Source organism: Actinomadura madurae, from assembly GCF_900115095.1.
Lineage (GTDB): Bacteria > Actinomycetota > Actinomycetes > Streptosporangiales > Streptosporangiaceae > Spirillospora > Spirillospora madurae.
This window is the reverse complement of sequence record NZ_FOVH01000007.1, coordinates 17,671-33,528: the sequence shown is the minus strand read 5'-3', so window position 1 is coordinate 33,528 and position 15,858 is coordinate 17,671. Positions and strand designations below refer to the sequence as shown.

15 protein-coding genes and 1 pseudogene are annotated in these 15,858 nt (G+C 68.9%); 11 read left to right on the top strand and 5 right to left on the bottom strand.

Annotation, left to right across the window (positions count from 1 at the left end):
• Positions 1-265: 265 nt before the first annotated feature.
• The 6 genes and pseudogenes from BM339_RS20405 to BM339_RS52640 form a co-directional block, all read left to right on the top strand.
• Positions 266-1,153 (top strand): universal stress protein, encoded by an 888-nt coding sequence (locus BM339_RS20405; RefSeq protein WP_083597783.1) that lies wholly within the window; start codon positions 266-268, stop codon positions 1,151-1,153.
• Positions 1,150-1,647 (top strand): flavodoxin domain-containing protein, encoded by a 498-nt coding sequence (locus tag BM339_RS20400; RefSeq protein ID WP_075021874.1) that lies wholly within the window; start codon positions 1,150-1,152, stop codon positions 1,645-1,647. Before BM339_RS20405 ends, BM339_RS20400 begins: the two co-directional genes overlap by 4 nt.
• The gene (locus BM339_RS20395) at positions 1,644-2,510 is read left to right on the top strand and encodes a universal stress protein (protein ID WP_075021873.1); all 867 of its coding nucleotides are present in this window, start codon (positions 1,644-1,646) and stop codon (positions 2,508-2,510) included. The genes BM339_RS20400 and BM339_RS20395 overlap by 4 nt, the downstream gene beginning before the upstream one ends.
• Before the next feature lie 907 nt (positions 2,511-3,417).
• Positions 3,418-3,744, top strand: a complete 327-nt coding sequence (locus BM339_RS50725) for a hypothetical protein (RefSeq protein WP_218163707.1) — start codon at positions 3,418-3,420, stop codon at positions 3,742-3,744.
• A gap of 613 nt (positions 3,745-4,357) precedes the next feature.
• Positions 4,358-5,731: an MFS transporter gene (locus tag BM339_RS20380; RefSeq protein WP_024934882.1), complete on the top strand. Its 1,374-nt coding sequence runs from the start codon at positions 4,358-4,360 to the stop codon at positions 5,729-5,731.
• Positions 5,732-6,151: 420 nt separating this feature from the next.
• Positions 6,152-6,607, top strand: a pseudogene (locus tag BM339_RS52640) (hypothetical protein); the annotation flags it as partial.
• Between the two features lie 77 nt (positions 6,608-6,684).
• Here the strand turns inward: BM339_RS52640 and BM339_RS20370 are convergent.
• Genes BM339_RS20370 through BM339_RS20360 form a run of 3 tightly spaced genes read right to left on the bottom strand, consistent with a single transcriptional unit; the run spans position 6,685 to position 10,297 of the window.
• Positions 6,685-7,932: a flavin-dependent oxidoreductase gene (locus BM339_RS20370; RefSeq protein ID WP_075021871.1), complete on the bottom strand. Its 1,248-nt coding sequence runs from the start codon at positions 7,930-7,932 to the stop codon at positions 6,685-6,687.
• 14 nt (positions 7,933-7,946) lie between these two features.
• Positions 7,947-9,161: a cytochrome P450 gene (locus BM339_RS20365; RefSeq protein WP_075021870.1), complete on the bottom strand. Its 1,215-nt coding sequence runs from the start codon at positions 9,159-9,161 to the stop codon at positions 7,947-7,949.
• Between the two features lie 32 nt (positions 9,162-9,193).
• Positions 9,194-10,297: a PDR/VanB family oxidoreductase gene (locus BM339_RS20360; protein ID WP_218163705.1), complete on the bottom strand. Its 1,104-nt coding sequence runs from the start codon at positions 10,295-10,297 to the stop codon at positions 9,194-9,196.
• A gap of 28 nt (positions 10,298-10,325) precedes the next feature.
• On the opposite strand from BM339_RS20360, the gene BM339_RS20355 reads away from it, so the two are divergent.
• The 5 genes from BM339_RS20355 to BM339_RS20335 all read left to right on the top strand — a co-directional run bounded on the left by BM339_RS20355 (position 10,326) and on the right by BM339_RS20335 (position 14,228).
• The gene (locus BM339_RS20355; RefSeq protein ID WP_024934886.1) at positions 10,326-11,126 is read left to right on the top strand and encodes an IclR family transcriptional regulator; all 801 of its coding nucleotides are present in this window, start codon (positions 10,326-10,328) and stop codon (positions 11,124-11,126) included.
• 184 nt (positions 11,127-11,310) lie between these two features.
• Positions 11,311-12,279 carry an amidohydrolase family protein gene (locus tag BM339_RS20350; protein ID WP_083597782.1) on the top strand — a complete coding sequence of 323 codons (969 nt, stop codon included), beginning with the start codon at positions 11,311-11,313 and terminating at the stop codon, positions 12,277-12,279.
• Positions 12,266-13,111, top strand: coding sequence for an alpha/beta fold hydrolase (locus BM339_RS20345; RefSeq protein WP_075021867.1), 846 nt, complete (start codon positions 12,266-12,268; stop codon positions 13,109-13,111). Before BM339_RS20350 ends, BM339_RS20345 begins: the two co-directional genes overlap by 14 nt.
• Entirely contained in the window at positions 13,108-13,446 is a 339-nt protein-coding gene (locus tag BM339_RS20340; protein ID WP_075021866.1) for a metal-sulfur cluster assembly factor, read from the top strand. Before BM339_RS20345 ends, BM339_RS20340 begins: the two co-directional genes overlap by 4 nt.
• A complete protein-coding gene (locus tag BM339_RS20335) occupies positions 13,443-14,228 on the top strand; it encodes an SDR family NAD(P)-dependent oxidoreductase (protein WP_075021865.1) in 786 nt (261 codons plus the stop codon). Before BM339_RS20340 ends, BM339_RS20335 begins: the two co-directional genes overlap by 4 nt.
• A gap of 12 nt (positions 14,229-14,240) precedes the next feature.
• Here BM339_RS20335 and BM339_RS20330 read toward each other — a convergent pair whose 3' ends face one another.
• Positions 14,241-14,762 (bottom strand): VOC family protein, encoded by a 522-nt coding sequence (locus BM339_RS20330; protein WP_075021864.1) that lies wholly within the window; start codon positions 14,760-14,762, stop codon positions 14,241-14,243.
• Positions 14,759-15,667: a sugar phosphate isomerase/epimerase family protein gene (locus BM339_RS20325; RefSeq protein ID WP_177287737.1), complete on the bottom strand. Its 909-nt coding sequence runs from the start codon at positions 15,665-15,667 to the stop codon at positions 14,759-14,761. The genes BM339_RS20330 and BM339_RS20325 overlap by 4 nt, the downstream gene beginning before the upstream one ends.
• Between the last annotated feature and the right edge of the window lie 191 nt (positions 15,668-15,858).

Sequence of the window (15,858 nt, the reverse complement as noted above, 5' to 3'; positions counted from 1 at the left end):
CCTGCTCAAGGCCCACCACCTGCCGCGCCTCGATCAGCAGCAAGCCACACGCCGGGAGGCAAACCCCGTTGACGTCCTCAGACTTCACGATCTCGGCTTTGTGGTGGGTAGTCAGCTCCTCAATCTGCCCGAGTCGCTTAACAGCAGCGATGGTAGATGCCCGTTCGTGGGCGGGACCCAAGGGCCGAAAGTCCTTCGCATCAGCGACCCACGCCTCTGAAAGACACGTTCCCTGGCGGCAAGGCTCGGAGGCGAGGAGGTGACGATGATGGTCGTACGAGATGTCCTGGTCGGGTTCGACGCTTCACCGGCCGCTGAACGTGCGCTGTGCTGGGCGGCGGCCGAGGCCTCTCTGCGCGGTGTGCCTCTGAGGGTCTGCCACGCCTGGAGCTGGCACTATCCGGCGCGCCCAGAGGATGAGGACGCTCTGAAGAGCGTCCGGACCATGGGTGCTGCGACGCTGCAGGAAGGTGTCCGGATAGCGCGGGAGACGGTCCCCGGCCTGGACGTGCGGCCCCTGTTGGTCAAGGGCAGTCCGTCTGGAGCGCTTCTTGAAGCATCGGTGGACGCCTCGCTGGTCGTGATCGGCGCGCGGGGGGCCGGCGGCTTCGGCAGCCTCCCGCTCGGATCCACTGCCGTGCATGTCCCGGCGCATGCCGACCGTCCCGTGGTCGTCATTCCCGCTGCTGGGCGCGCGGAAGGCCCGCGGCGGATCGTCGTGGGCGTCGATGGTTCCCCGGCCAGTGTGGCGGCACTGCGGTTCGCCTTGAAGGAGGCGCGGTTGCGGGACGCCTCGGTGATGCTGGTGTGCGCGTGGTGGGATCCTTCCGCGCTGCCCGGACCTGAGCGGCTGCCGTTCACCGACCCCCAGGTGGTCAAGAAGCAGGCGAAGGAACGCTTTGCCGCCGCGGTCGCACCGTCCCTGGCCCATTTTCCCGATGTGGCCGTGGAGCAGAGGTTCGTTGTGGAACGGGCCCAGCGTGTCCTCGCCGACAACGCCCGGGACGCGATCCTCCTCGTGGTCGGCGACCGCGGGATCGGATCGTCCCCCCGAACCCTGCTCGGAGCAGTCACCCGGGCCGTGCTGCACGAGGCACCGCGCCCGGTCGCGGTCGTCCCTGAACACGACCCGGATGTGAAGGAGTCGTCATGACGCGAGTGCTGGTGGCGTACGCCTCCGAACGCGGAGGAACCGCCGAGATCGCCAACTGGATCGGCGGTGCCCTGCGCCAAGCGGGTGTGGAGGCTGATGTACGTGCGGCCGGGGAGATCACGAGCCTGGACGGGTACGACGCCGTCGTCGTCGGCGGCGCCCTGTACGCGGGGCGCTGGCACCGCGAGGCGCGGCGCTTCGTCCGGCACCACGCCGATGCGCTGGCGGACCGGCCGGTGTGGCTGTTCAGCAGCGGCCCGCTGGACCATACCGCCGAAGAACGGGAAATCCCTCCCGCGCCTGGAGTCGCCAAGTTCGCCCGCCGGCTGGACGCCCGCGGCCACACCACCTTCGGTGGACGCCTGACGTCCGATGCCACGGGCTTCCTGGCCTCGAAGATCGCTAAGCGGACCAGCGGCGACTACCGGGACCGCGACCGCGTCGATGCGTGGGCTGCGGACATAGCCCGCGAGCTGCGGGGAGCAGCCGTATGAACGAGATCGTGGTCGGTTACGACGGTTCGGAGCCCGGCCGTCTCGCGATCGACTGGGCCGCCGACGAGGCCGCCCGCCGGGGCGCGTCGCTGCACGTGGTGTACGTCGTCACGCCGTGGCTGTTCGACGTCCCGACGGACCCGGGCGCCGCACGGGTCCGGGAACAGTTGCTGGACGGTGGCCGCGACATCGTCGAGCTGGGCGTGTCCCGCGCTCGGGAGCGTGTACCTGGACTCAAGGTGACGGGTGAGCAGACCGGCGGACAGCCCGCCAAGGTCTTGATCGAGCGGGCCCGGGACGCCCGCATGGTGGTGACCGGCTCGCGCGGGGCCGGCGGGCTCACCGGGCTGGTGCTGGGGTCGGTGGCGATGCAGGTCGCCTCCCACTCCCATTGCCCGGCCGTGGTCGTCCGCGCCTCCAAGCCTTCCGTGCACCGGGAGGTCGTGGTGGGTGTGGACGGTTCCCCGGGCTCGTCCGACGCGGTCGCTTTCGCCTTCGAGGAGGCGTCGCTGCGCGGGGTGCGGCTGCGTGCCCTGCTGGCTTGGTCGTCGCCGGTCTCCACCGGGCCGGGGGACATGCGACCACTCGTCTACGACCGTGACGTCGTCGCGGTGGAGGAGGAGCGCGTCCTCGGCGAGGCGCTCGCGGGATGGCGGGCCAAGTACCCCGATGTCGTCGTGATGCCGGAGGCCGTCCACGGCAGGGCAGTAAAGATTTTGGCCGAGGCCTCGGTACACGCCGACCTGCTGGTCCTCGGTTCCCGAGGGCGCGGCGGCTTCACCGGGCTCCTCCTGGGCTCGGTCAGCCAGGCAATGCTGCTCCGCGCACACTGCCCGGTCACCGTCATCCGCGCACACCCCTAACAAGATCCGTTGGGAGGCCGATCTCAGAGCCAGCGTGTGTCCAACGCACGTCTCTTCTTTCGACTGGCACTGTGCAACATGGCCTGGCACGCCCACGCGCCCGAGACCGACCTTCACCCTGGCCAAGGACGGTGCCGCCCTGGTGCCCCTGTTCATCCCCTCTCCGACGCCGACCGAGCAGATCGGTCAGGTACGCGCGGCGACCGCACCTGACGGCGCCGAGCTTCGGGTGGCCGTCGTGGGTGAGGAACGGGACGAGGCGGCGCGGACGCAGACGACATTGCTGCGCTATGAACGCCGTCGGCGGGGACGACGTCGTCGACGAACGTCCGTGGAAGCTGCACTGGTATACGCGTGCCGCGTTCCAGACCCTGGTCACAGCCGCCGGCCTGACCGTGACCGCAGTCACCGACCCTCACGGCAATCCGGCCACTGCTGACGCCACCGACGTGCACTTTCATCTCGGGGTGAGGCGGGGCATAGCGCCGTACGCAGGCGAGCCGGTGGCTCACAGCGAGACTGGTCGACCTCGATCTGACCGCCTCCGGCCGTCTGGCCGCAGGCACCATCCGGCAGGCCCTGGCCGAACTGGAGGAGCAGGCCCTGGGCGGTCTGCCCCCGGAATCGATCGCGGGCTTCCATACCGTCCTGCGCGCCTTGGCGGAGGTGTCCGCATGACCCCGACCAGCTCCGCAACACCCGAGCCCGCATTGCTCTTCGACGAGTTGATGGCCGAGGTGGCCGCCGCCACCGAGCGCTTCGGTCACCGCGCCCACCTGCTACTGACCTGGTTGGCGGTCCGCAGGGCCGGCATGCCGGCTGCGATCGGCTTGGTCAGCGACGGCATCCAGCGCACCGCCCGCTATGCCGGACTACCGCAGAAGTACAACGCCACCGTCAGCCGGGCGTGGGTGGAATGGTGGCCCACCACGTCGCCGAGCACGCCACCCCGGACTTCGCCGTCTTCATCGACCGGCATCCCGCACTGCTCGACAAGCGCCTCCTCATCCGCTTCTACCGCCCAACGACACTGGCCAGCACGCAAGCTCGCACCGGCTGGGTCGAACCCGACCTGGCTCCCTTCCCCTGGCAAGGCATCGATCAAGAGCAGTCCGAAACCGGCGATCGGACCAGCACATCACGGAGGCAGCAGGGGGACGAACCGCAAGTTCAGGCAGGGCCCTTGGCTCGTACCGTCCTGTCCGGCACCTCTCAGGTCCACTTGCGGAGTTGATCGAACTCGCACCGAACTGGGAGGACGCACGCGAATCGGTCCTGCATCGGCGACGCGGTGGCAACCGGAGCAAGACCGCTGGCGCCAGCTCCAGGTATCGGCTGGCAATTGACGATCGGGTTTCGACCGCTCCGCTATCTCCGCAGCGATCCGCGAGGTCTGGTCCTCTTCGCCGCCAGCGGCGCCATCCCTGGCGTCCTGGCCTGAGCTTTCACATCCTGTAGGACTCGTTCGTCTATGCCGACGCCTAGGGGTCCGTTTGCGGATCGGTGGCACCGAGACCCAGGTCTGCCGCTCCAGTTTCACCGCCCGGGACGACGTGCTATCGCCTCCGGCAAGCGGTAGCAGACGCCTTCAAGACCGCTGGCGCCGATCGCCGAGGGCGCCTGCCGTCCTTCTCGGTGATCTGGTCGGCCGGATGTGCGATCAGATCTGCGTGCGCCTGCCACTCAGGGGTTGGGGGAGTGATTCCGGCATGTGGAATCAGGAGCGTGAACAGGGGGCGACATAGCCGGGGGAATTTACATTGGGCTGACCCAAGACCCCGGCTGGGTGGCGCGGACTGGGTCAGGTCGGCGCGCCCAACTCTGCCCGAAGGAAGCGAGGCGATTTTATGCCCGCAAACGCCGATCATCCCACGTCAGGCGGACAGCCTTCCTCTCCCGATGAGATTCGTAAGGTGGTTTTGTCGTCGTTTCTCGGCAACACCATCGAGTTTTACGATTTCATCTTGTTCGCGTCAGCGGCGGCCCTCATCTTCGACCGATTGTTCTTCAGCAATCTGGACCATTCGGTCGCCATCATCGTCTCCTTCGCGGTCCTGGCGACCGGGTACGTCGCCCGGCCGCTCGGCGGGGTCGTGCTCGGGTACTTCGGGGACCGGCTGGGCCGGAAATCGGTGCTCCTCACGACCATGATCATGATGGGGGCGGCGAGCGGTCTGATCGGCCTGCTGCCCACCTACGAGCAGATCGGGGTCGCGGCGCCGTTGCTGCTGGTCCTCCTGCGCCTGGTGCAGGGGTTCGCGGTGGGCGGTGAATGGGGCGGCGCCGCCCTGCTGGCCGCCGAGCACGCTCCGCCCGAGCGGCGCGGCTGGATCACCGCACTGGGGCAGGCCGGACTGCCCGCCGGTGGACTGCTGTCCACGATCGCCATGGCGCTGGTGGCGCTGCTGCCCAGCCGGCATCTGTTCTCGTGGGGCTGGCGGATCCCGTTCCTGATCAGCTTCGCCCTGCTCGGCCTCGGGCTCTATGTGCGCATGCGGGTGGCCGAAAGCCCGCTGTTCGAGCAGTTGGTCGCCGAGCAGCGCAGCCGGCTGCGTCCCTTCCGTGACATCGCCCGCCGGCCGCTCACTCTGCTGCGGGGCGTGGTCGCCGGCATTCCACCGATCATGGTGTCGTCGCTGTTCGGTAGTTTCGCGGTCTCCTACGCGGTCGGGATCGGGTACAGCCGGTCCACGGTGCTCTGGGCGCTTGGCGTGGGCTGGGCCGGAGCGATCATCATGACCCCGGTCTACGGAAAGCTCTCCGACCGCGTCGGACGCAGGCCGGTGTACTTGGGCGGTGCCGTAGGTTTCGCGGTTCTGGCCTTCCCGCTCTTCTGGATGATCAACTCGGGTTCCACCGCGCTGCTGTTCCTCGCTCTGGTCGCGGTCTTCACCCTGATCTCCGTCGCGATGTCCTCGGCGCTGGCGGCGCTGCTGAGCGAGATGTTCCGTACCGAGTCCCGCTACACCGGCGTGTCGGTGTCGTACCAGGCGTCCGGCGTGGCCGCGGGGTTCGTGCCATTGATCGCGGGTGGCCTGCTGGCCGCGGCCGGGGGCGGGCGCAACATCGAGCTGGTGGCGGGCTTCGTGATCGTGGTCGCGCTGTCGGCGGCAGTGATCGTGGGCTCGGGCCGGGAGTCTCGGGGCACCGATCTGCGGACGCTCACCGTGTCCTCTCCGGAGCCCGCACCCAAGGTGAGCAAGTCTCCGGCTGACGTGTAGTGGCAGCTTCAGGGCGGGTCTCCGGTGCCGAACACTGGAGTCCCGCCCTGACTAGTCGAAACCGCCGTCCGGACCGGGCGAACTCGGCTAATCGCCCCATGAGCGGCTGTTCGCGCAAAGCCCACCTGACCTGGGCCGCGATTACTGGCTGACGCGCGGGCTCAAGCTGTGTGCGTCCGAGAGGCCTGACTGCCAGCCTCGGAGCGGCTGAGACACCTTGCGCATCGCATCGCCTTCCACCTTTGCGCCACGGAACCCGCAGCTCACCGGGAGGCCCGCATACCCTCATGCTCAGACGACTCCTGCCGCTGGCTCTGGCGACGTTCGCCGTCGGCACCGACGGCTATGTCATCGCTGGCCTGCTGCCCGCCATCGCCGCTGACCTGAACGTCTCCACCCCCGGCCGCCGGGCGGCTCGTCACGGTCTTCGCCCTGGTGCCGGCGCTGTCAGCGCCGATCATGGGCGCCCTTACCAGCGGTCTCGATCGGCGCTCGGCGCTGCTGACCGCGTTGACTGTCCTCATCATCGGCAGCGCCGTCACCGTGCTGGCGACCGGCCACGCCGTCGTGATGGCGGCCCGCGTTGTCGCCGCGACCGCCCTGGGCCTGCTGCCCGGCACTCTGATCGGACGCGCCGACTGGCACATCACTCTCTGGGGCGTCGCCGGGACCGGGCTGATCGCGACCCGGGTATCACCGACCGTCTGCCCCAGGGGCCCTGCCCGTCGATTCGCTGCCCGACCGCCTGTGCCACATCAAGCAGGCCCGCGTGCTCGCGCCGGCGGCGGTCACCGACTTGGTCTTCCTGGGGGTCTACACCCGGCGTGGGTGGGTGGTACGACCGTATGGCCACCTGCGGCGGCCAGTGGTCCTTGACCCTGCGGATGCGTTCCTTGAGTAAGGGGCGCCGCGTCCGCAACCTCTGTAGTCACGACAGCCAGGCTGCGGTGTGTTCAGGGGGTGGCGCTCAGGGCTTCGTGGGAGTAGCCGGCGGCGTGGCGGTAGTGCTGGAGCATCGCCTCGAGTTCCTCGATGCTGATCACGTCTTCGATGCGGGCGAACGGCTGGTCGCCGGTGCGTTCGTAGACCTCGCGCAGGATGGCGTCGGGGGGATTGGTGCGGTTGAGGCGGACGACCTGTGCGGTGGCCGTGCGTCGTCGCTGCTCGTACTCTCGTAGCGCGGAAACGGGATCGGCGTGGTCGCTCAGCGCGTCGGTCAGCGCCCGGGTGTCCAGGATGGCTTGCCCGCCGCCGTTGGAGCCGCGGGGGACCATGGGGTGAGCGGCGTCGCCGAGCAGGGTCACGCGCCCGAAGCTCCAACGGTCCAGGGGGTCCTGGTCCACCATCGGGTATTCGAGGATCTGTTCCGCGGAGCGGATGAGTTCGGGGACGTCCAGCCAGTCGAATCGCCACTCGGCGAAGGGGGCGATGACGTCCTCGATGCGGCCGTCGCGGTTCCAGTCCCGGTCGCCGCGCTGCGGGGTCTTCAGCTCCGCCACCCAGTTGATCAGCTGGCGTCCCTGGCCGTCGATGTCGTCCCGGATCGGGTAGACGACCATCTTGCCGGTGGCCAGCCAGCCGGCGCGGATCATGCTGGCGCCGGTGAGGATGGGCGTGTAGCGGGTCGCGCCGCGCCACATGGTGTAGCCCGAGTACAGCAGGCCTTCCTCGCCGGGGTGGAGTTGGCGGCGGACGGCCGAGTGGACACCGTCGCAGCCGACCAGTACGTCCGCTCGTATCTCCAACTCGCTCCCGGAGTGCCCGACCACAGCGGTGACGCCGTCCGGGTCTTGGGTGAAGCGGCGGAAGGTGTGGTCGAGCGAGATCGCGTCCTCACCGAGCCGCTGCCGCACCGCGTCCACGAGGATCATTTGCAGGTCCCCGCGGTGGATCGAGTACTGGGGCCAGGTGTAGCCGGCCGCGGCGCCCAGGGGTTCGGCGTAGATGAACTGGCCGAAGCGGTTGTAGAACACCGATTCCCGCGGCCGGACGGCCGTCCGCGCCAGGTCGTCGGCCAGTCCGAGCCGGTGGAGCTCCCGGGAGGCATGCGGGAGGATGTTGATCCCCACGCCGAGCGGACGCAGCCGCGTGGCGGTCTCCAGCAGGCGCGCCGGAACGCCGGCCGCGTGCAGTTGCAGGGCGAGGGTGAGCCCACCGATCCCGGCGCCCACGATGAGCACCTGGGCAGGTTTGTTGGTCACGCGGTCATCCGTCCTCAGGCAGGAGTGATCGTTACGGGAAGGGTGTCCCAGCCGCGCAGGAAGTTGTTGAGCATGGGCCGTGGGGTGTCGGCGAACTCGACGGACTTCACGCGGCGGGCGAAGGTGGACAGCAGCACGTCGGCCTCCATGCGGGCTATCGGTGCTCCCACGCACTGATGGATGCCGCGGCCCAGTGAGACGTGGCCGCCGGCGTCCCGGGTGATGTCGAAGCGGTCGACGGTCGGGCCCCAGTGGTCGGGGTCCCGGTTGGCGGCGCCCAGCACGAGCATGATCTTCTGGCCTTCGCGCACCGGGACGCCTCCGATGTCGGTGTCGGCCGCCGGGGTGCGGAAGATCTGCCGGACCGTGGAGGTGTGCCGGAACGCCTCGTCATAGGCGAACTTGCCGCGTGTGGGGAGTTCGCGCAGGAGGGCCCACTGGTCCTGGTGCTCAACCAGGAGGTGGAGTGTGTTGGCGAGGCTGTGGATGGTGGTGTCGATGCCCGCGCCGATCAGCGATCGCACGAGGTTCGGGGCCTGCTGGTCGGTGAGCTCCCCGCGGTCGACGGCCTCCCAGATCATGGCGCCGAAGCTGCCCTCGTGGACGTTCTCGCGCATGCAGGATTCGCGCACCCAGGCGATCGCGGTCTGCACGTCGCCCATCTCGGCCAGGGCCTGCTTGGCGCGCGGGGTCAGCGGGCCCATGTTCTCGAAGAGGAACTTGCTGTAGCGCAGCAGGTTCTCCCGGCCCTCTTCGCGCACCCCCATGATCGCGTCGGGGATGACCTTCAGCGGGTAGGCCTCGGCGAAGTCCGTCTGGGCGTCGAAGGTCTTCTTCTGGAGGAGACGGTCGACGAGTTCGTCGGCGGCGACCTGGAACTGCCGTCGCATCCTGCGCAGGTTCCGCGGGGAGATCACCGAGGTCATGACGGCCTTGATGGCCGTATGGCCGGGTGGGTCGTTCTCCTGGAGCAGGCCGGGCTCGCGGAAGTTCTCGTCGTGCTTGAGGTCCAGGATCCCGCCGCCCCGGCTGTTGAGGAACATGCCCGGGTCGTCGAAGATCGCCCGCACGGTCGCATAGCGCCCGACCGCCACCAGGTCGAATCCTTCGCTCTGCTGTACCCGCACCACCGGGGCGGCCTCGCGGACCGCGCGGTGGTAGTCGCCGGGATCGCGCAGTACTTCGTCGGAGAACGGATCGAGATCCAGTTCAGGCAGGGTGGCGGTCATGGCAGTGGTCCCTTCGCGGATGCCTGGCTTGCTTAGATGTCGAGTACCAGGCGGGGGCAGCGGGCGCGGGACACGCAGATCATCATGACCTCGCCCTCGTCGCGCTCCTCCTCGCTCAGTACGGAGTCGCGGTGGTCGATCTCCCCGGAGAGGACGTAGGTCTCGCAGGTGCCGCAGGTGCCTTCCTGGCAGGAGGACAGGACCTGAACCCCGGCTTCGCGCACCACGTCGATGATCGGACGGTCGGCCGGGATGGTCAGGACCTTGCCCGAGGCGGCCAGCTCCACTTCGAACTCGGTGTTGCCGGCGGCTTCCTGCTCGATCGGAGTGAAGCGTTCGAAATGGACGCTGCCTTTCGGCCACCCGGCGCGGAGCCGTTCGATGGCGTCCAGCATTCCCGACGGTCCGCACGCGTACAGCAGTTCGCCGGGTTGAGGACTGCTCATCAGCGCCTCCAGGCCCGGCATTCCCTGCTCGGCGTCGATGTGCAGTTGCACTCGGGCCCCGTACCTGGAGGTCAGCTCGTCCACCTGAGCCAGACCTTCCCGTGTGCGCCCGCAGTAGGCCAGCGACCAGTCCGCACCGGACGTTTCGACGGCCCGCAGCATCGACAGGATCGGGGTGATGCCGATCCCTCCGGCGATGAAGCGGTAGCGCGGTGCCTGTTCCAGGGCGAAATGGTTGCGTGGTCCACGCGCTACGAGCTGTTGACCTGCTCGCAGTTCGTCGTGCACATAGGCCGAGCCGCCCCGCCCGTGCTGCTCTCGCAGCACCATGATCGTCCACTCGGTCTCGTCCGGCTCACCGCACAGGCTGTACTGACGCACGAGCCCGTCCGGGAGCAGCAGATCGATGTGGGCCCCTGGGTTCCAGGGAGGGAGTGCTCCGCCGGCGGGGGCAAGGCGCAACTGCACGACCCCGGCCGCGACCCGCCTGCGGTCGGCGACCACGACCGGGATCTCGGCATCCGTGGTCAACGCTGTCTTGGGCCTGGTGTCCGCCACCGTCATGAATGCTCCGTTGAGGTCGACGTTGCGACAAAAGGCTAGGTACGCGGCCCGCGGATGCTCCCCGGTCGAGCGGGCGATTCCGTGATGCGGAATCAGCAGCCCGGTGGCCTGCGGATTCTTCTCCACGGAATCCGTTCGTGGCACCATGCGAGGCATGAGCGCCGAAGCGAATGGTGGGCTGACCTCGGTGGATCGTGCCCTGCAGATCCTTGAGCTCCTGGGCGACCGGCCTGCCGTGCGGGTCATGGACGTCGCCGATCACCTCGGTGTGGCACGTTCCACGGCACACCGCCTGCTGCAGGCCCTGATGTACCGGGGGTTCGTGGCCCAGGACGCCGACAAGCTCTACCACCGCGGCCAGGTCTTCGGCTCGGCGAACCTGCGGCCCGGGTCGACCCCCGCTCTGCGGGCCGTGGTCCGGCCCCATCTGGAGCGGCTTTCCGCCGCAGTGGCGGAGACCTGCCATCTCGCGGTGCTGGAAGGTAACGGGGCGCGCTTCATCGACGGAGTGGAGAGCCCCCAGATCCTCCGGGTGGGAATGCGCATCGGGATGTTGCTGCCCGCACACGTCACCGCGGTGGGCAAGGCGCTGCTTGCGGAGTTGTCCGACGCGGAGTTCTTCGCTCTGTATCCGCGGGGGCTGCCAGGAAATCCGGCTGAAGTGGCGAAAAGGGTGACCCTGCGCCAGGAACTGACCGCTGCCCGCAAGCGCGGTTACGCCACCAATGTCGACGAAAGCGCCAAGGGAGTGACGGCGGTCGGGGTGGCGTTCAAGAATCCCGGCGGCCTGGCGATCGCCTCCATCGCGGTGGCCTGCCCGTCCGCACGCTGTCCCCGCTCCGGGGTGGAGCAGCTCGCGGAGCAGGTGAGGGAGACGGCCGAGGCCATCGAGCAGTCGCTCGGCGAGGTCGAACCCGCCGATTCCGCTGCGCGGAACTTGGGCGTCGGCGGCTGACGGGTACGTCGGTGGTCCTCCTAGGCTCACGAGGGAGTTTGCAGCCCGACGATGGGAGCGCGCGGTGATCGATGGCATTCCGGTAATTGACGCGGTGGTTCATCCGTACAACCTCACCGAGGAGAACTTCCGCACCGAACATGCTCGGGCGATCACCGCCATCGTTTCCGGGGGGAATCGGGCAGTGGCGCCTCCGGGATACCGGCTGCCGAAGGACGGCTACGAGAGGAACTGGTCGATCGAAGAGGTCGCCAATATGTCCTTCGTGGAAAGCTATGCCGACCTCGCCGTCTACCACGTCGTGCCCATCCGGGCCTTCCATGACGGGATCTGCTCCGTCGAGAAGGGCCTTGAGGCCCAGGAACGCTGGCCGGACAGGTTCCTGTTCTACGTCGGCGTGGACCCCATGGAGGGGACGAAGGCCATCGAGGATCTGGAACGCCAGGTGGAACTGTTCGACCGTCCGATCGGCCTGAAGCTGTATCCGAACAGCTGGGTGGCCTCAGAGGTCACCGGATGGCTGATGGACGATCCCGAAGTGGCGTTTCCGTTGTTCGAACGCGCCCGGCAACTCGGCATCAAGACCGTGGCCGTGCACAAGGCGATTCCGCTCGGCCCCGTGGAGCTCAAGCACTACCGGGTGGACGACATCGACCGCGCGGCCATGGCGTTCCCGGATCTGAACTTCGAGATCGTCCACGGGGGCATGGCCTTCCTTGAGGAGACCGCCTGGCAGCTGGCGCGCTTCCGCAACGTCTGGGTGAACCTGGAATCCACGGCGACGATGCTGACCAACCGGCCGAGCGCCTTCGAACGGGCCTTCGCCGCGCTGGTCGCCCACGGCGGGCCGCGGGCGCTGAGCCAGATCGTGTGGGGTACGGGCTGCATGGTCGCCCACCCGCGGCCCCACCTGGAGAACTTCGCCCGGAATTTCGCCTTTTCACCGGAGACGGTGGAGCGGTTCGGGCTTCCGGAGATCACCGATGAGGTGCGGCGCGACGTCCTGGCGCGGAACTATGCCCGGCTGCACGGCATCGACCTCGCCGAACGGCTGAACCGGATCAAGGGCGACGCGTTCGACCTGCACCGTCCGGACGGCACCGAACCGCCGGCTCCCTACTCGACCACCGCGGTCGCCGATGTCGCCTACTGAGATCCGCAGCCGATTCGTTGACGTCGGCGGTATCCGCACCCACTACCTTGAGGCGGGCGACGCCCAAAGGACGGTGGTGCTGCTGCATTCCGGCGAGTTCGGGGCGAGCGCGGAACTGTGCTGGGAACGCAACATCCCCGCGTTCGCCGAGCATTTCCGAGTCGTCGCGCCGGACTGGCTGGGCTTCGGGGAGACCGACAAGCTCCACGATTTCGTGTCCAAATCCGACCGGATGATGCGGCACATGGCGGCATTCCTGAGAGTGCTGGCCATCGACGAAGCCCATTTCGCGGGCGCCTCGATGGGCGCCACGAGGCTGGTGGCCGAGGCGGCACGGCCCTCGCCGCGGCTGCCGATCGCGGCGATGGTGCTGGTGTCCGGTGGCGGCTTCGTCCCCGACAATCCCGACCGGCGAGTGCTGCTCGACTACGACGGCACTCCCGAGGGCATGCGGGCGATCCTGCGCGCGTGCCTGAACGATCCCCGATGGGCCGAGGACGAGGGTTACGTGGCCCGGCGCGTTCAGGCCAGCCTGCGCCCGGGGGCGTGGGAGGCCGTGGCCGCGACGCGGCTCAAAGCGCCGAACCTGCCACCCCGCTCGGACTTCGGCCAGGCCGACACCATCCCCTACGAGGACGTGACCGTGCCCACGCTGGCCTTCGCGGGTGCGAAGGACCGGCTGCGGGAGCCCGGCTACCACCAGGCACTGGGACGCATTCCGGGTGCGCGCGTCGAGGTGTTCGACGAGGCCGGGCACCTGCTCAACATCGAACGGGCCGAACGGTTCAACCGGCTGGCCGTGGACTTCCTGCTGGGATTGGAGCGGCGATGATCACGATCGACGAGGTCCGCGCGGCCTTGCGCGGGGTCGCCGACCCCTGCGCGATCGCCACCGGCGCCCCGGTGGACATCGTGGACATGGGGCTGATCCAGGCCATCGACGTCACCGCCGGCGCGGTCACCGTGACCCTGCGGCTGACCAGCCCCTTCTGCATGCAGATCGGCCTGATGAGCGAGCAGATCGGCAAGGCGCTGCGGCGTCTCCCCGACGTCGCGGATGTGCGGGTGGAGGTCGATCACCTCGCCGAGTGGATGCCGGAGATGATGGACCCGCAAGCCCAGGAGCGGCTCAGGCGGATCCGCCCCCTGGGCTTGGTGGCGCGATGAGCTTCGATCCCGACATCGTTCCCGACTACGCGAGCCTCCTGCGGCTGGACGGCCGGACCGTGGTCGTCCTCGGCGCGGGCGCCGGCATGGGACGCCAGTCGGCCCATGCCCTGGCGCAACTCGGCGGCAGGGTGGCCTGCGTGGACCGGGATGAGGAGCTCGCCCGGCAGGTCGCCTCCGAGATCGGCGGGATGCCGATCGCCGCGGACGTCACCGACCGCGGCGAGATGGAGCGCGTGTTCGAGCGAGCGGGCACCCTCGGCTCCGTTACCGGCCTGGTGGACGTGGTCGGGATCGCCACCATCAAACCCGTCCGGGAGTTCTCGGACGCCGACTGGGAGCGGCAGTTCGATCTCACCGTGCGCCACGCGTTCCTGGCCGTGCAGGTGGGCGGCCGCGCGATCGCCGAGGCCGGGGGCGGCAGCATGGTGTTCGTCGGCTCGACCTCCGGGCACACCCACGCGCACGGCCAGGCCGTGTACGGCGCGGCCAAGGCCGCGTTGCACAGGCTGGTGTCGTCGGCCGCCCACGAATACGGCCCGCAGCGGGTCCGTGCCAACGTGCTCGCCCCCGGGTTCACCCGCACGCCTCGGCTGAACCGGCTGCTCACCGAGTCCCAGTGGGAGGAGGTCGGCGCCGGCATCCCGCGCGGCAGGGCAGGCACCCCCGCCGAGATCGCCGCCGCCGTCCTCTTCCTGATCTCCGACCTGTCGAGCTACGTCAACGGGCAGGTCGTCACCGCGGACGGCGGCATGACCGGCGCCATCAGGGTGCCGTTCTGAGCACCACCCCGGCTATCCCGGGGCGATCTCCCGGTCCCGGACGCCGTCGAGGAACGCTCGGCTGTCTCCGTCGTACTGATCGTGTTCCACGTAGTGGCCGAGCCCCGGCAGCTTCAGATAGGTGAACGACATCCCCGTCGGCAGATGCGCCTCGATCGCCGGGGTCATGCCCAGCGCGGCCGCCGACCTCTTCACCGCGGCGAGGTCGTCGACGATGACCGCCACGTGGTGGAACACGAGCTGGAAGTCCTCGCCGCCGGTCAGGAACTCGGTGAAGACGTCCACGAGGCCGTCGACCGGTTGCAGGACTTCGAGGAAGAGCTCGCGGCCCGCGGAGAACGCGCAGCGCAAACTCGCTGGGCCGGTCCTGCCGTCGGCGGTGGTGACCGTGAAGGACGGTTCGAACGGGACGAATTCCTCGACGCCCAGCTGCTCGGTCAGGACGTCGATCGCCTGCTCCCGGTCGTTGGTGACGTAGCCAAGCTTGTAGAAGCCCGGGTGGAGCAGGGACGCGGCGAAGGAGGCCTCACTCATGGGCCGGCCTTCGCTCGCTGCTCGAGAATGCCGAGAGCCTGCTCGTAGCACTCTTCGAATGCCTGCTTGGATTGTGCGAGGAATTCCTGGTGCGGCATTTTCCAGTACGAGTCGGGGAAGTCGTTGCCGTAGGTGCCGTCGTCGGAGAACACCTCCAGCTCCCAGAGCCCGTCGTACCCGGCGTCCAGCAGACTGGCGATGATCTCGGCCGCGACGCCGCGACCGCGTCCGGGCAGCTCGCGGTCGAAGCCGCTCCGCTCCTCCAGGCGGACGTCGCACACCTGCACGCTGTTGATGAGGTGGCCGTACTCGGCGATCCGGGAGTGCAGGTCGGGCTCGCACCAGCTGTGGAAGACGTCGAACATGATCCCGACGTTGTCGCGGCCCGCCTCCTCGATGACCCCGGCCATCGCGGGGAGCGTGTGAATGGGCGACCCCCGGCGCTCGGCCAGGAGCTCCAGCCCGACCCGCAGGCCGTGTTCGGCGGCCGCGTCCGCGATCGCCGGGAGGTTCTCCGCCACCGCCTCGGCCGGACCGACCGGGTTCGCCGGATCCCCGCTGGTACCGGGCGCGATGGCGATCACCGCGGGGGAGAACCGGGCCAGGCGGTGGATGCTCTGGCAGATCAGCTCGGTGCGCTCGCGCGGATCCTGCGGGGTCCCCGGCTTGTCGAAGGGGATCCCCAAGATCGAATGCATCCGCGGGACGCAGAAGGCCGCTTCCAGCCCGTGCTCCTTCATGGACCGTGCGATCCGCTCGTCGTCGCCGTCGGCGAACTTGCCCTCCCACAGGCCGACGGCGGCGCCGCCGATCGCCGCGACCTGCTCGACGTCCTGGTAGATCGTGTTGTGGGGCGTCGAGTAGGAATTCACCGCGAAGCGCGGAGCTTTCACCGCCGACTGCATGGTGCGCATCTCCTTCAACAGGCTGGTTCGGGGCCAGCGTAAAACCGGTGCGCCGGACCGAGCCGGGCCGCGTGCCCCGATTCCGCACCGCGGAACCGGCCGCGCCGTCCCAGGTCACCGGGTCGATTCCCCTATGAGGAATCGACGGCCGGACCGGGAGGTATGGCGTGGACCCCGCCCTAGCATCGGCG

What these genes read in the sequence shown, in the direction of transcription:
- BM339_RS20405 (WP_083597783.1), top strand. Translation starts at nt 266, where the DNA reads ATGATGGTCGTACGAGATGTCCTGGTCGGGTTCGACGCTTCACCGGCC.
- BM339_RS20400 (WP_075021874.1), top strand. Translation starts at nt 1,150, where the DNA reads ATGACGCGAGTGCTGGTGGCGTACGCCTCCGAACGCGGAGGAACCGCC.
- BM339_RS20395 (WP_075021873.1), top strand. Translation starts at nt 1,644, where the DNA reads ATGAACGAGATCGTGGTCGGTTACGACGGTTCGGAGCCCGGCCGTCTC.
- BM339_RS20380 (WP_024934882.1), top strand. Translation starts at nt 4,358, where the DNA reads ATGCCCGCAAACGCCGATCATCCCACGTCAGGCGGACAGCCTTCCTCT.
- BM339_RS20365 (WP_075021870.1), bottom strand. Translation starts at nt 9,161, where the DNA reads ATGACCGCCACCCTGCCTGAACTGGATCTCGATCCGTTCTCCGACGAA.
- BM339_RS20355 (WP_024934886.1), top strand. Translation starts at nt 10,326, where the DNA reads ATGAGCGCCGAAGCGAATGGTGGGCTGACCTCGGTGGATCGTGCCCTG.
- BM339_RS20345 (WP_075021867.1), top strand. Translation starts at nt 12,266, where the DNA reads ATGTCGCCTACTGAGATCCGCAGCCGATTCGTTGACGTCGGCGGTATC.
- BM339_RS20340 (WP_075021866.1), top strand. Translation starts at nt 13,108, where the DNA reads ATGATCACGATCGACGAGGTCCGCGCGGCCTTGCGCGGGGTCGCCGAC.
- BM339_RS20335 (WP_075021865.1), top strand. Translation starts at nt 13,443, where the DNA reads ATGAGCTTCGATCCCGACATCGTTCCCGACTACGCGAGCCTCCTGCGG.
- BM339_RS20330 (WP_075021864.1), bottom strand. Translation starts at nt 14,762, where the DNA reads ATGAGTGAGGCCTCCTTCGCCGCGTCCCTGCTCCACCCGGGCTTCTAC.
- BM339_RS20325 (WP_177287737.1), bottom strand. Translation starts at nt 15,667, where the DNA reads ATGCAGTCGGCGGTGAAAGCTCCGCGCTTCGCGGTGAATTCCTACTCG.